Genomic DNA, 13506 nt, shown 5'->3' on the forward strand with positions numbered 1-13506 from the left:
CGGCGGATACCCGCGTCGTCCCACAGCCCCTCCTCAAGGGGTCAGGTGGCACGAAGATCCAACAATCGGACTCCACGAAACAAGGGGCGGACCAAGGAGTCAACCGAACCGGGGGCAGTCCGACCTGATCGTGGAGCCGATCGAGCCTTCCGCCACGACCCGACTCGCACCACCCAGGCGGTCCTGGCGGCGGCAGCGGTTCGACATCCGAAAGGGACACCGAACCGTCCTGCGAGACGAACCCGTACCGGATGCCGTAGGCGTCCCCGGTCAGCAGGTCGAGTGATCACCGCAGGGAGAGCCTCCAGGGGATCCGCCACCGGGCACCCCAGCGTCGGAGGGTCGGCGGAAGGCTCGCCCTCGACCCCGGAGGGGTTGGGCCCGCGTGGCCGCATGCCGCAGCGGCGCGGGGCTGATCTCGCTCACCGTCCGGAGCTGCCCCCATCGGTCCACGCGCAGACTCGGTTGCAGGCGCGCCTTCCGGCGGCAGTGGCCACAACCACGACTCCCGGGCCAGTCCCGACGTCCTCGGTCAGTACATGTGGTCAGCGGTTCTCGCCTGCAGAGTGATGGGCCAGGACCCGTTGGAGCAGTGACACCAGCTGCTCCTGCTCCGAGGGCGCCAGTGGGGCCAGGAGCTCGGCCGCGGCCGCCTGCACGCGTGCGTCCAGGAGTCGCAGCTCAGCCTGCCCCGCAGGCGTGATCCGCAGGACGTTCCGCCGCCGGTCCGCCTCGTCCGGCGCACGCAGGGCGAAGTCCTCGCGCTCGAGTTCGTTGAGCGCAGCGACCAGATCGCTCCGGTCGACACCGAGACGCCTGCTGAGCTCGGCCTGACTGACGGGGCCGAACTCTGCGAGCCCGGCCAGCACCGCGTAGTGCAAGCGAACGCCCGGGCGCCCGAAGGATTCCGCAACGAGTCGGTTGGCGCGGCTGGCCACCTGGTTGAGCAACCAGGAGGGCAGCACCCAGAGCCGGCGGGAGGGAGCGTGCACCGGTTCGGTCGCGTGCTGATCGGCCACCCGACGATCCTACAGATCGTTGGAAATCCAACGACCTGTTACGTTGGAAGTCCAACGATTTCGGATGTCTGGAGCCTGGCCGTGAGCCGAACGTCCGCACCGACCACCCATCCCCCCTCCCCCATCCCCGGACGCACCTGGCGACTGGCTGTCGTCCTGGCCTTCGGCGGAGTGATGGCCGGCCTGGACGGTTCGATCGTCAACGTCGGCCTGGCCACGATCCAAGACGACCTCGACGCGTCGCTCACGGCGATCCAGTGGGTGTCCAGCGGCTACCTCCTTGCCCTGGCCGCTGCCCTGCCGGTCTGTGGGTGGCTGTCCCGGCGCGTCGGTGCCGGCCGGTTGTGGCTGTGGTCCCTGGCCGGCTTCACGCTGGCCTCGGGTCTGTGCGCCGCGGCATGGAACGTGGAACTGCTCATCGCGCTCCGAGTCCTGCAAGGCATCGCCGGGGGCCTGCTGGTCCCGACCGGCATGACCGTGCTGGCGCGGGCCGCCGATCCCTCGCAGCTGGGACGCCTGATGGCCACCTCCAGCGTGCCGGCCATCCTGGCCCCCGGTGTCGGGCCGGTCCTCGGGGCTGCCCTGCTGGCGCAGCTGTCCTGGCACTGGATGTTCCTGATCAACGTCCCGATCGGTCTGGCATCCCTGGCCATCGGCGTGCGCACCGTCCTCGTCGCATCACCGGACGAGGACGAAGGAGGTCGACCGCTCGACGTCCCAGCCCTCCTGCTCGTCGCACCGGGACTCCCCCTGCTGGTGTACGGCATCACCCACGCCGCCGAGACCCGCAGCCTGCTGACGCCGGCGGTCGCGGCCCCACTGGCCCTCGGCCTGACGCTGCTGGCGGCCTTCACCCGCCGCTGCCTGACCTCGCCTCACCCCCTGGTCGACCTCCGCCTGTTCGGCGACCGGGTCTACCGGGCCGCTTCACTGGAGGTCCTGTTCAACGGAGCGGCACTGTTCGGCGGACTCATCGTGATGCCGCTGTACTTCCAGTTGCTGCTCAGCCGCGACATCACCGACACCGGCCTGCTCCTGATCGCCTTCAGCGTCGGCGCGGCCGTGACCTTCCCGATCGCCGGACGGCTCACCGACCGGTTCGGTGGCCCACCCGTCGCCGTCGCCGGCCTCCTCATCACCGCGGCCAGCACACTGCCCTTCGCGGTCCTGCCGGCCGACCCCGACCTGGTCCTCGTCGAGATCCTGCAGATCATCCGTGGAATCGGTCTCGCGCTGTCCGGGATGCCCATCGTGTCCACCGCCCTGGCCACCGTGCGACGACATCAGATCCCGGACGCCACCACACAGGTCAACGCGCTCTCCCGGGTGGGCGGCGCACTCGGCAGCGCCCTGTTCATCGTCGTGCTCACCAGCCAGCTACCCGCCGACCCAAGCGGCCCCGCGGCCCTGGACAGCTTCCAGAACACCTTCTCGTGGCTCACCGCCGCGACCCTCGGCGCCCTCGTCGGCGCCCTATGGCTGCTCCACGAGACCCGACGCGCCGGCACCCACACGACGCTCCCACCACATTCCCCGACCTGGACGAAGACGGAGACCACGCCATGACCCGCATCGCCATCATCACCGGCAGCACCCGCCCCGGCCGGAAGTCCCCAGCCATCGCCGCATGGGTCCACCAGAACGCCGCCCGACGTGACGACGTCGACTACGAGGTCGTCGACCTCGCCGACTTCGACCTCCCGCACCTCGAGGAACCCGTCGCAGCCGCAATGACCGGGGAGTACCGGCATCCCTACACCCGGCGGTGGTCCCAGACCATCGCCGCATTCGACGGCTACGTCTTCATCACCCCGGAGTACAACCACTCGATGCCCGGCGTGCTCAAGAACGCCATCGACCACCTCTACACCGAGTGGCACGACAAGCCCGCCGGCTTCGTCGGCTATGGCACCCACGGCGGCACCCGCGCCGTCGAACAACTCCGTCTGGTCATGGGCGAACTGCACATCGCCGACGTCCGCGCCCAGGTCGCCCTGTCCCTGTTCACCGACTTCCACAACGGGACCGAACTCGTCCCAGGCGACCACCAGGTGAAGACCCTCAACACGATGCTCGACCAAGTCGCCCGCTGGGCCAACGCCCTCGCGCCACTGCGGGCAACGTACGGGCGGCAAACGCCCGGTGCCAAGCCGACCGTGGACGAGAGTCGCAGGTCGGACCGGATGGAGGGGTCCCGCTCATGACCCATGCCCGGTCGGGGATCCTCAGCTGTACGTCCGCCGCGGCTGCCGGCGAGGTCGCCCGGCCCGTGGCGATCGAGCCGGTGAGCCGATGAGCCGGTCATCTGGTGGCGGACCAGCCTCCGTCCGAGGCGATGGTCTGGCCGGTGACCCAGTCGGCTTCGTCGCCGACCAGCCGGGCGACCGGCTTCGCGGTGCCCGTCGGAGCGCTCCAGCGTCCACCGGGGCTGCGTGCGATCACGGCGGCGAGGGTGGCCTCGTCGGCGTACCCGGTGTCGTTGGGTCCGGGATCGACGCAGTCGACGGTGATGCCCGGGGCGCCAGGTGGACCGCCAGGCTGGGCGTCAGTTCGTGCAGTGCGCCCTTGGAAGCGATGTAGGGCAGCTCACCCGGCATCGCCCCGTGGTACTGACCCGAGGTGGACACCACGACCCGACCACCCGGACGACCGTCGTGCTGGGTGGCGTAGGCCTGCACGAGGAGCAAGGTGGCGCCAGTGTTCACCGCGTAGCTGGGGCCGATCTCGGTCGCCGTCAGCTGTTCCAGGTTCTGCATGCTGCTGCGGGAGTGGTTGGCCACCACCACGTCCAGGTGCCCGAACGCCTTCCGGGCGGCAGTGACCGATTGCGCCGGCGCCTCGGGGTCGGCCAGGTCGGCGGGTGCGCGCTCGGCCCGGCCGCCCTGGGCGCGGATCTCCTCGACCAGACCGTCCGGACCCGCGCCCCAGGCCTGTCGGGCGTCGTGCGCAGACCAGGAGTGCACCAGGACGGAGGCGCCGTCGGCGGCGAGCCGGCGGGCGGCCGAACCCACTCAACTGCCTCCTCGTGGTCGATCGGCGGTCGGCTTCGCTGAGCTGAGCTGAGCTGAGCTGGCAAGCGCCGCTACCCCGGCACCTTCGGATCCAGCCGCGAACAGTCGCCGTCTGCCTCGAGCCGGTCATCCGACGACTGGTCAGTGGGCGTGGACACGCGGCGCGGCGCAGGAGCGGTGGCGGTCGGTGCGGCATGCCCTCACGAACGTTCCTCTGGTCGACGGGGACCGGCGCGCCGCGGACCTGTGGTCACGGCGTGGGACTGTGCGTCTTGCCCCTCGATGCGGGCGCACCACTGGTCCTTGCGGCGTTGGCCTTGGCGAGGCGGTGCACGCTGATGGGCGCCAGAACGGCTAGGGCGGCGGCGAGCGCGGCGAGGGCGAGCATGGCGCCGGGCAGGTCGACGGCGTCTGCCCAGCGCCCGACGTAGACGGGGCCCGCGAGGAAGCCGAGGTAGGCGATGGTGGCCACCACCGAGGTGGCGGCACCTCGGACGTCTTCGGGCACGCGGCTGGTCAGCACGCTGAGCAGGGTCGGGAAGAGAACGGCTGTGCCGGTGGCTGCCACGGCCAGCGCCAGCAAGCCGAAGGCGACGGAGGCTGCCGAAGCCAGGGCTGCGGTGCCGACTGCGGCGAGCAGGCAGCCGCAGAGCAGCACCGCGCCCGGGCGCCGGGTGCTCAGCCCTGCGGTGCTCCACCGGGTCAGGGCGACCATCCCGGCGAAGACCGCTGGGCCCGCGGCGGCAGTGGTCGGCCCGGCGTCGAGGACGTCGCCCAGGTACAGCGCGCTCCAGCTCTGGTGACCGTTCTCCACGGCGAAGGCCAGCGCCCCTAGACCGCCCAGGATCAGCAGCGGCCGCGCAGGCCCACTGCGCAGCTCGGGCGTGCGTCTGCCGGTCGCTCGGTACCCGGCCACGACGGGAGCCGGAGCGTTGCGGGCCAGGACGATCCCCGCCGCCACAGCCCCGACGGCGAGCACGGCGAAGGCGACCACGGGCGGCAAGCCGGTGGCGCGTGCCCCTCCGGCGCCCAGGCTGGACACGACCACGGCGGCGGAGAAGATCGCGTGGGCCCGGCCGATCACGGGCGCGCCGGTGGTGGCCTGGGCCGATCCCGCGGTGGCGTTGATCGCCACGTCCGCGGCACCGGAGACAGTTCCCAGCACGGCCAGCCCGACCGACAGACCCACCAGGTCGCGAGCCGTGACCGCGACCAGGACCCCGGCAAGACCGAGGGAGGCCAGCAGCAGCGCCGTGACCCGGGTGCCCCACCGGTCGACCAGGCGGCCGGCGACCGGCATCGCCGGCAGCGCACCGGCACCGACGAACAACAGCGCGGTGCCCAGCTGGCCGTCGCTGATGCCGGCCTGGTCCCGGATCGCCGGGATCGAAGCGCCCCAGGTGCCCCAGAAGCCGCCGAAGACCGCGAAAGCCAGATAGGCGGCCGCCACTCGCCCGCGGGGTGCACAGTGCATTTGTGTAACGCTACACAGATAGGATGACCCGGTGTCATCCGAGGGACAGGACCGCCGTCCGACGATGGCCGACGTCGCCCGGGTAGCTGGGGTGTCGGCGATGACCGTCTCCTACACGTACGGCCAACCAGCGCGGGTGTCCGCCGGAACCGCGGAGAGGGTCCGGCGAGCCGCCGAGGAACTGGGCTACGTCGGCCCCCAGCCCGTTGCCCGCTCCCTGCGCCGCGGGCGCACCGGCAGCATCGGAGTGGTCCTCGGTGAGCACCTGACGTACGCCTTCGACGACCCCCAGGCAGCACGGTTCCTGGCCGGGGTCGCCCAGGTGTGCGCCGAGCAGGCCACCGGTCTGACCCTGGTGCCCATCACCGGCGCGGCCAGCGACAGCGCACGGGTGGCCCAGGCAGCCGTCGACGGCTTCGTGGTATGGACCACCAGCGATGACGACCCCGTCCTCGACGCCGTCACAGCCACCGGCTTGCCCGCCGTCGTCCACGGGGGCCCAGCCCGCAGCGGGTTGCCCAGCGTGGGCATCGACGACCGCGCGGCCGCCCGAGCCATCGCCCGGCTCGCCTTCGCCGGCGCCCGCGCCCCGGCGATCCTCAGCTTTCCCCTCGACCGTGCCCGATCCGCCCAGGTCCTCAGCGGCCCGGACCCGCAGGCCGCGGCGTTCCCGGTCACCCGCAACCGGCTGGCCGGGTTCAAGGAGGCCTGGGAGGAGACCGGAGGGTCCTGGTCCCAGGTGCAGGTCGTCGTCTGCGCGGTCAACAGCGCGCGCCTGGGCGCCGCGGCCACCGCCCACCTGCTCGACGACGACGCCGGGCCTGACGCACTCGCCGCGATGAGCGACGAGCTCGCCCTCGGCGCTCTACACACCGCGCACGAGGTCGGCGTCGCCGTTCCCGAGGCGCTGGCGCTGACCGGCTGGGACGACACCGACGCCGCCGCACCCGCCGGCCTGAGCACCCTGCGCCAGGACCTGCGCGACCACGGAGCCCGCTGCGCCCGCATCGCCCTGGGCCAGCACGACACCGGGACACCGCCACCCTGGGAGGTCGTCCGCCGCCGGAGCACCCGCCCCACGGCATTGCCCTGACCCGCCCGCGGCGACTCGATCAGGGCAAGACCCTTCGCGAGGTCGCTGACGCCGCCGGAGTGTCAGCCGGACACCTGTCGGAGGTCGAACGCGGCCGCAAGGAACCGTCATCCGAGGTCCTCGCGACCATCTGCCGTGGGCTCGGACTGGCCCTGTCGGAGCTCCTCGGAGCGGTGCTGCGGGAGCTGGCCATCCGCCGGCCGCGGTTGGAGGTGGGCCGCCGGGACTTCGATCTGGCTGCCCGATGGTCGAGATCATCTCGTAGCGAAACGGCCGCTGCTCACGGCGGCTGCGTCCTAGCGTCGCAGCCGTGGATCTTCGTGAAGTGCTTCCCGGCCTGCACTTGCTGCCGCTGGGCATCAGTAACGCCTATCTGTGGCGCGCCGCCGAAGGAGTCACCCTCATCGACACCGGCCCGCCGGGGAGCGGCCCGGCGATCCGAGCCGCGCTGCAACACCTCGGCGTACCGCCTGAGGAGGTGCACCACATCGTGCTCACCCACTTCCACGACGACCATGCCGGCTCCGCGGCCGACGTGGCCAGCTGGTCCGGCGCGCGGGTCATCGCCGGAGCCGGTGACGCTGCCTTCGTGCGCGGGGAGCAGCCCGGTCCACCTCCGGCCTTCACGCGAGCGGAGCAGCAATTGCACGCGGTGGTGGCGGCCGACCTGCAACCTGCCTCGGCTTGTCGGGTCGACCGAGAGGTCACCGACCAGGAGGTCCTCGATCTCGGCGAGGAGGCCGTGGTGCTGTCGGTGCCGGGTCACACGCCCGGCAGCATCGCCCTGCACCTACCCGCGGCCGGCCTCCTGCTCACGGGTGACACCATCGCCGAACACCGAGGGCAGGTCGTCCTGGGGCCATTCAACATCGACCGCGACGCTGCGTGGCGATCCCTGCAGCACCTGGCTGACCTCGACGTCGAAGTCGCCTGCTTCGGCCATGGCCAGCCAGTGGTCGGCTCTGCATCCTCGGCGCTGCGCCGCGCCACCGACCCATTCGGCTGACCAGCCCGCCGGCGTCCCGCAGGTCGACGAGGAGGGGCGCGTTCGCGCAGAGCGGTGATCACCGCGGGCAGGGCGTAGGCGCACAGCGACTCCGGCGCGGACAGGCGCACGATGACGGACGGTCGGCCGAGCGGCGCCGCGACCTGCGCGTGTGGTTGCTCCTCGAGGACCAGGACGTGCTCGGCGTAGGACAACCGGCGCTGTCCGACTTCCGTGGTCACTGCGCCGGTCGGGAGGCGATCGGGCAAGCGGGCGCCGAGTTGCCGCTCCAGCGCCATCATCTGCACGGTCACGGACTCGGCGGCCCGGAGATCGGAGTGGGCCGAGCCCAGTTCGCACGCCCCTTCACCGTCGCCCGCGAGGCGGGCTCGCACAACCTGCCGCACGCCGGAGAGAGCATCGGTCCAGCCACCGTGTGGTCCGCGCTCCACGACCTGGGCGCCGAGCGCATCGGCCACGGGATCCACGCCGTCACCGACCCCGGTTGCTCGACCACCTGGCCGACCACCGGATCCCGTTGGAGGTGTGCCCGACCTCCAACGTGCGCACCGGCGCGGTCGACAACATCGAAGCCCACCCGCTGCCCGCGGCTACTGCAGGCCGGCGTCCCGGTGGCACTCAGTTCCGATGACCCGGGCATGTTCGACACCGACCTGACAAGAGATCCCGACCGACGATCCCGCTGTGGTCGATGGGCGTGCCGGTCGAGGAGGAGTCATCACCGTCGCCACGCATCGAGCCACTGCCGACCGATGCCGCGCACCGCGAGTCCTGCGCCGTCGTGGAACGGGCCCACACCCCGTCGTCCGCGCAAGGGAGGCCGGACGACGCCGCGGCGCACGCCGTCCGGCCTCGTGGAGCGACCCGGCCCGGTCCTCGATCAGCCGAGGGAGGCGATGAGCTCGCGGCAGGCGGTCTCGCAGCGCCGGCAGGCCTCGGCGCAGACTCGGCAGTGCTCGTGCATGTCGGCGTGGCTCGCGCACTCGTCACCGCACGCCTTGCAGGCCGCGGCACAGGCCTCGAGGACGGCGCGGGTCAGGTTGGCGTCGTAGCCGGTGTGCCGGGAGAGGACCCGGCCGGTGGTGTCGCAGACGTCGGCACAGTCGAGGTTGGTGCGGATGCACGTCGTCAGCTCGGCGACCATCTCCTCGCTGAGACACGCGTCGGCGCACGCGGTGCAGCTCTGGGCGCACTCGAAGCATGCCTCGATGCACGCGGTGAGCTTCTGCTTGTCGATGCCCCCGAGGTCGGCGGGGTAGGTGTCGAGCATCTGGCCGGCAACGGTCACTGGTCTGCCCTCCGTCGCCCCGCGTCGTCCTGGGGCAGGCTCGTGGTGGGCGGCCGTGGTCCGGCCGCCCCGACCGCATACCCGGACGGACGTACGGACAACGAGGGTCCTGGCGACACACCATGAGCGATGACCGAGGGCAACCGCACCAGCACCCGGTCGACCCCGAGCGGGTGGCCCGCGCGCGGGAGCGGCTCCCCAGCCGGGACGACGCCGCCTCGGTGTCGAGCGTCCTCACGCTGATCTCCGACCCGACCCGGTCGCGCGTGCTGTACGCCCTCGACGTCGCCGAGGAGCTCTGCGTCGGCGACCTGGCGCTGGCACTGGAGGTCAACGAGGACGCCGTGGGCTACGCGCTGCGGGTGCTGCGCACTGCCGGGCTGGTCGCCAACCGCCGCGAGGGGCGGGTCGTGTACTACCGGCTGGCCCCGGACTTCCCCGAGCCGCTGCTCGACTCCTGCCTGTGGCGCCTGGTCGCCCTCACCCGGTCGCCGAGCCCGGACGACGGGCCCTGACGCGGGGCTCCCCGGCGCCAGCCGGGGAGCCCCGCAACGGTCTGGAACGGCCCCCGCGCAGGGCCCCGCCGCGAGCCTGCGAACAGGTGGGGCAAAGGGGGTCCTTCCTCAGCCCTGCTGCGGCGAGCTGAACCGGGCGCTGAGCCCGTCCCCCTGGTCGCCGCCCTCACCGGGCAGCGGCGCCTCGTCCTCGGCCGCGCGCACGACGGCGTCGTCGGCGAGGTCGTCGTCCTCCCGCCCGGCGGGAGCGTCGCGCGCCAGCTCCTCGAGCACCCGCCGCTCCTCGGCGGTGAGGTCAGCAGGCCCGAGGTGATCCCCCGGCTCACCGGCGTCCGACCCGCTGGCCATGGCCGAGTCGGGCTGGACGTCGTCCGGACTGGTCATCGTCGTCTCCTCGGGACCGATGCCGGGTCAGCGCGGGAAGTTCGGTTCGAGACGCGGCACGATCTGCATCTCCGGCACGAAGGCCGCCGGGTGCAGCGTCACCAGGTAGCGCACCATCTCCGCGACCGCCGACGGCGGCATCATCAGGTGGGCCGGGATGCCCCACTGCTCCATCATCGGGGTGTCCATCGCGGCGGGGATGACCGCCTGCACGCGGCACGGGAAGGGCCGCTCGACGCCGTCCTCGCCCCGGACCGCCTTCTCGCGCAGCTCCCGCTGGATGCACTTGGTCGCGTTGAGGAAGCCGGCCTTGGAGCCGTTGTAGGCGATCGCGCCGCTGCCGGAGGTGATCGCCGAGAGGCTGACGATGTGGACGACGTCGGCGGTGCGGTCCGCCGGCAGGTGCTGCACCCGCTTCATGAACTCGCTGGTCAGGAAGAGCGGGCCCTCGCAGTTGACCGCCTGCACCCGCTGGTAGTCCGCGAGGTCGATGTCGGTGACGTAGCCGGGCCGGTCGATGCCGGCGACGTTGGCCAGGATGTCGAAGGCGTCGCCGTGCGCGTCGAAGAGCTGCTGCACGACCGAGCGGCGGCTGGCGTCGTCGGTCACGTCGAGCGCGACGACCTCCGCCGACCCGCCCGCGTCGGCCACCAGCTCCGCCGTGCCCTTGGAGCCGGCGTCGTCGATGTCGGCGATCGCCACGTGCGCGCCGGCCTCGGCCAGGGCCACGCAGGTGGCCCGGCCCAGTCCGCTCGCCCCACCCGTGACCAGGGCCACCCGTCCCTGCAACGCCCTGCTGTCGGCCATCGGCTCCTCCGTCCGTCGATCGGGATGTCCCGACCAGCCTGGTGGATGCGCCCGCCCGTCGCAGGTCGGGACGATCACGTCAGGGCGGCGCTCCCCGACGTCGTCCGCACGCCGCCGAGCCCGGTCCCCCACACGTCGGCCAGCGTGACCGTCTGCAGCCCGCGCTCGGCGATGAGCTCGACCAGCTCGTCGTAGACCTCGGTGATCGTCGGCTGGTTGACGTGGCCCACGATCACCGACTGCGCGGCGAACCACTCCCGGGCGGCCGCCATCAGCTCGCCCGGGGTGAGCAGCCGGTTGTCCTCCAGCGTGCCGTTCCACATGACGATCGTGGGGTGCCCGAGGTCGGCGCTGATCCGGTCGACCCGCGCGTCGTGCGACCCGAAGGGCGGGCGCATGAACGGCGTCCGGACGCCGAAGGTGTCCTCGATCCAGTCGCGGTTGCGGCCGATCTCCTCGGCGACCTCGTCCTTGGAGAGGGTCGTCAGGTCCAGGTGCGACCAGGTGTGGTTGCCCAGCGCCACCTGCCCGGAGTCGATCAGCGGCTGCAGCCGGTCGCCGTTCTCCTCCCACGAGGAGTAGCGGCCGTTCGGGAAGAGCGTCAGCCGGACGCCGGAGTCCTCGGCGAACTCGCAGACCGACCGGACGACCTCCGAGCTGGTGCCGTCGTCGAGGGTCAGCGCCAGCGAGCTGCCCTCACCGGGCAGCCGGTCGACGACCCCGGTCGGCGCGGGCAGCACCCCGGGCAGCGGCGATGGCGCGACCACCGGCTCGGCGGCCGCGGCGGTGGGGACCGCGGCCCGCGCGGGGTCCACCAGACCGGCCGTACCCCGGCCCACGGCCGTGCCGGCCACACCTGCGGCGAGGAAGAGGAGGAACCTCCGGCGCTCCATGCGGCGGACGCTAGGGACGGGTGCCGGCGCGGCCGCGCAGCGACACCAGCTCCCCGGGTGGCCGGCACCACCCGTGCTGCACCGGTCACCGGACGTGTCGGCGACGGGCCGGCCGACCCGAGCCGCGGGTCAGCCGACGGGGACCAGGCCCGCCTCCTCGATGAGGCGGGCCTGCTCGCGACACCAGGGCGACCACGCCTCGCCGTCCTCGGTCTCCTGCCGCTCGCGGAACGCCGCCCACTCCAGCAGCTCCCACTCGCCGACCTCGTCCGGGTCCGGCGCCGGGCTGCCTCGGAACCGGCCCAGGTAGACCGGGCAGACCTCGTTCTCCACGACGCCGCGGAACTCCGCGCGGTAGCGGTAGCCGGGCAGGGCCGGACGGAGCCCGTCGACCTGCAGCCCCAGCTCGAAGGCGGCACGGCGGGCGATCGCGTCCGCGTCGTCCTCACCGGGGCCGGGGTGGCCGCAGACGGTGTTGGTCCACATGCCCGGGAAGGTCTGCTTCCCCTGGGCGCGGCGGGTGACCAGCAGCCGGCCGTCGTCGTCGAAGAGGTACGCGGAGAAGGCCCGGTGCAGCGGCGTCTCGCCGTGGTGCACCAGCGGCTTGGGCATCGCGCCGATCGCCGTCCCCTCGTCGTCGAGCAGGACGATGAGCTCTTCGGGCACCTGGGTCACGGTGGCCATTGTCGTCCCGGCGTGCCGTGAGCGCCGCCGGCGGGCATGACCCCCGCACCGCCCGGGCACCGTGGCGGGGTGGACAGGTACACGCGCGACGGTCTGGTCTTCGACGTCCGGGACGGCGGCCCGTCCGGCGGGGAGCCCGTGGTCCTGCTGCACGGCTTCCCGCAGGACTCCGCCGCCTGGACCGCCGTCGCCGGGGACCTGCACGGCGCGGGCCTGCGCACCCTGGCACCCGACCAGCGCGGCTACTCCCCCGGCGCCCGGCCGACCGGCCGGTCGGCCTACCGGCTGCGGGAGCTCACCGACGACGTCCTGGCGCTGCTGGACGCCGCGGAGCTGGGCAGCGCGCACGTCGTGGGCCACGACTGGGGTGGGCTCGTCGCGTGGGCGCTGGGTGCCCGGCACCCGGAACGGGTGCGCACGCTGACCTCGCTCTCGGTGCCGCACCCCGCGGCGATGGCCCGCGCGATGGTCACCAGCGACCAGGCGCTGCGGTCGTACTACATCGCGCTGTTCCAGCTGCCGGTGCTGCCCGAGCGGCTGCTGCTGGCCGGGGACGGCGCGGCGCTGCGCCGGCTGCTGGAGACCAGCGGCCTGCCGCCCGAGCAGGCCGGGCACTACGCGCGGCGGATGCAGGAGCCGGGCGCGCTCAGCGCGGCCCTGGCCTGGTACCGGGCGCTGCCGCTGGACGCCCGCGACCCTGTCGGCCGGGTGCGCGTGCCGACGCTGCACCTGTGGAGCACCCGCGACGCCGCCCTCGGCCGCGCCGCCACCGAGCAGACCCGGCGGTTCGTCGACGCCCCCTACCGGCTCGAGGTGCTCGAGGGCCTGACCCACTTCATCCCCGAGCTCGCGCCCGCGCGGACGGCCGAACTCGTGACCGAGCACGTCCGCGCGCACCGCTGAGGGGACGCCCGCCGGCAGCGGGCCCGCCCAGGACCAGGCCGGCGACGGCCAGGGCCAGCGCCACGACGGGTGCGACGGCGAGCGCCGCCCCGCCCGCCGGCCCCGTCGGGGCGTGGTGACCGGCACCCGAGGCGACGGACAGCAGCGGGTGCCCGACGAGCATGACGGCCGAGACGACGGCCATCTGCGCCCATGCCCGCCGGCGGGGCAGCAGCGCGAGGTGCATCGCGCAGGGCAGGCAGCCCATGGCCATCCCCAGCACCGCCACGACCTGCAGCGACGACGGCGTCGGACCCGTTCCCAGCACCAGCACGTGGACCGCGGCCGAGCTCAGGGCGACCAGGACGGCGCTCCACCGGACCACCGCGAACACCGGTGTGCTGTTCGACTTCGAAACAGGCTCTTCACATAGCGAGCGGACGGCTGTAA

Annotated in this window: 15 protein-coding genes and 2 pseudogenes; 8 read left to right on the plus strand and 9 right to left on the minus strand. The window is 72.9% G+C overall.

All coding sequences use genetic code 11. The features are described 5' to 3' along the window. Positions 1 to 545: 545 nt before the first annotated feature. The gene (locus tag BLR12_RS23240; protein ID WP_218120799.1) at positions 546 to 1019 is read right to left on the minus strand and encodes a MarR family winged helix-turn-helix transcriptional regulator; all 474 of its coding nucleotides are present in this window, start codon (positions 1017 to 1019) and stop codon (positions 546 to 548) included. Between BLR12_RS23240 and BLR12_RS23245 the strand changes: the two genes are divergently transcribed. Beyond that, the gene (locus BLR12_RS23245; protein WP_218120800.1) at positions 1005 to 2585 is read left to right on the plus strand and encodes an MDR family MFS transporter; all 1581 of its coding nucleotides are present in this window, start codon (positions 1005 to 1007) and stop codon (positions 2583 to 2585) included. The two genes, BLR12_RS23240 and BLR12_RS23245, sit on opposite strands and share 15 nt — an antisense overlap. Next, positions 2582 to 3223, plus strand: coding sequence for an NADPH-dependent FMN reductase (locus BLR12_RS23250; RefSeq protein WP_091382972.1), 642 nt, complete (start codon positions 2582 to 2584; stop codon positions 3221 to 3223). The genes BLR12_RS23245 and BLR12_RS23250 overlap by 4 nt, the downstream gene beginning before the upstream one ends. A gap of 97 nt (positions 3224 to 3320) precedes the next feature. Here BLR12_RS23250 and BLR12_RS23255 read toward each other — a convergent pair. Both BLR12_RS23255 and BLR12_RS23260 read right to left on the minus strand, forming a co-directional pair. Beyond that, positions 3321 to 4030, minus strand: a pseudogene (locus BLR12_RS23255) (SDR family oxidoreductase). Between the two features lie 250 nt (positions 4031 to 4280). Next, complete coding sequence (locus BLR12_RS23260) at positions 4281 to 5504, minus strand: MFS transporter (protein ID WP_091382974.1); 1224 nt, start codon at positions 5502 to 5504, stop codon at positions 4281 to 4283. Positions 5505 to 5535: 31 nt separating this feature from the next. Between BLR12_RS23260 and BLR12_RS23265 the strand changes: the two genes are divergently transcribed. The 4 genes and pseudogenes from BLR12_RS23265 (at position 5536) to BLR12_RS25735 (ending at position 8234) form a co-directional block, all read left to right on the plus strand. After that, positions 5536 to 6597 (plus strand): substrate-binding domain-containing protein, encoded by a 1062-nt coding sequence (locus tag BLR12_RS23265; RefSeq protein ID WP_218120802.1) that lies wholly within the window; start codon positions 5536 to 5538, stop codon positions 6595 to 6597. Then, positions 6594 to 6749 (plus strand): annotated as a pseudogene (locus BLR12_RS23270) (helix-turn-helix domain-containing protein); the annotation flags it as partial. The gene BLR12_RS23265 and the pseudogene BLR12_RS23270, both read left to right, overlap by 4 nt. Before the next feature lie 158 nt (positions 6750 to 6907). Then, the gene (locus tag BLR12_RS23275) at positions 6908 to 7603 is read left to right on the plus strand and encodes an MBL fold metallo-hydrolase (protein ID WP_091382977.1); all 696 of its coding nucleotides are present in this window, start codon (positions 6908 to 6910) and stop codon (positions 7601 to 7603) included. Between the two features lie 415 nt (positions 7604 to 8018). After that, entirely contained in the window at positions 8019 to 8234 is a 216-nt protein-coding gene (locus BLR12_RS25735) for a hypothetical protein (protein WP_369803490.1), read from the plus strand. Positions 8235 to 8483: 249 nt separating this feature from the next. Here BLR12_RS25735 and BLR12_RS23285 read toward each other — a convergent pair whose 3' ends face one another. Further along, entirely contained in the window at positions 8484 to 8891 is a 408-nt protein-coding gene (locus BLR12_RS23285; RefSeq protein ID WP_091382979.1) for a four-helix bundle copper-binding protein, read from the minus strand. A gap of 122 nt (positions 8892 to 9013) precedes the next feature. Between BLR12_RS23285 and BLR12_RS23290 the strand changes: the two genes are divergently transcribed. Continuing rightward, positions 9014 to 9406 carry an ArsR/SmtB family transcription factor gene (locus tag BLR12_RS23290; RefSeq protein WP_091382981.1) on the plus strand — a complete coding sequence of 131 codons (393 nt, stop codon included), beginning with the start codon at positions 9014 to 9016 and terminating at the stop codon, positions 9404 to 9406. A gap of 108 nt (positions 9407 to 9514) precedes the next feature. On the opposite strand, the gene BLR12_RS23295 is transcribed toward BLR12_RS23290, so the two are convergent. From BLR12_RS23295 to idi, 4 genes are all read right to left on the minus strand, one after another. After that, positions 9515 to 9790, minus strand: coding sequence for a hypothetical protein (locus tag BLR12_RS23295; RefSeq protein WP_091382983.1), 276 nt, complete (start codon positions 9788 to 9790; stop codon positions 9515 to 9517). Between the two features lie 27 nt (positions 9791 to 9817). After that, positions 9818 to 10597, minus strand: coding sequence for an SDR family NAD(P)-dependent oxidoreductase (locus BLR12_RS23300; RefSeq protein ID WP_091382985.1), 780 nt, complete (start codon positions 10595 to 10597; stop codon positions 9818 to 9820). A 74-nt stretch (positions 10598 to 10671) separates the two neighbouring features. Continuing rightward, on the minus strand, positions 10672 to 11490 hold the full coding sequence (locus BLR12_RS23305) for a polysaccharide deacetylase family protein (RefSeq protein WP_091382987.1): 819 nt from the start codon (positions 11488 to 11490) through the stop codon (positions 10672 to 10674). 129 nt (positions 11491 to 11619) lie between these two features. Then, positions 11620 to 12165 carry an isopentenyl-diphosphate Delta-isomerase gene (idi, locus tag BLR12_RS23310; RefSeq protein WP_255363731.1) on the minus strand — a complete coding sequence of 182 codons (546 nt, stop codon included), beginning with the start codon at positions 12163 to 12165 and terminating at the stop codon, positions 11620 to 11622. A gap of 78 nt (positions 12166 to 12243) precedes the next feature. Here idi and BLR12_RS23315 point away from each other — a divergent pair, with 78 nt between their 5' ends. Then, on the plus strand, positions 12244 to 13077 hold the full coding sequence (locus tag BLR12_RS23315) for an alpha/beta fold hydrolase (protein ID WP_218120803.1): 834 nt from the start codon (positions 12244 to 12246) through the stop codon (positions 13075 to 13077). On the opposite strand, the gene BLR12_RS23320 is transcribed toward BLR12_RS23315, so the two are convergent. Continuing rightward, positions 13010 to 13450, minus strand: a complete 441-nt coding sequence (locus BLR12_RS23320; RefSeq protein WP_091382993.1) for a hypothetical protein — start codon at positions 13448 to 13450, stop codon at positions 13010 to 13012. The genes BLR12_RS23315 and BLR12_RS23320 overlap by 68 nt on opposite strands. Positions 13451 to 13506: the final 56 nt, after the last annotated feature.

Origin of the sequence: Geodermatophilus sp. DSM 45219 (assembly GCF_900104025.1) — a bacterium.
Classification (GTDB): Bacteria; Actinomycetota; Actinomycetes; order Mycobacteriales; family Geodermatophilaceae; genus Geodermatophilus.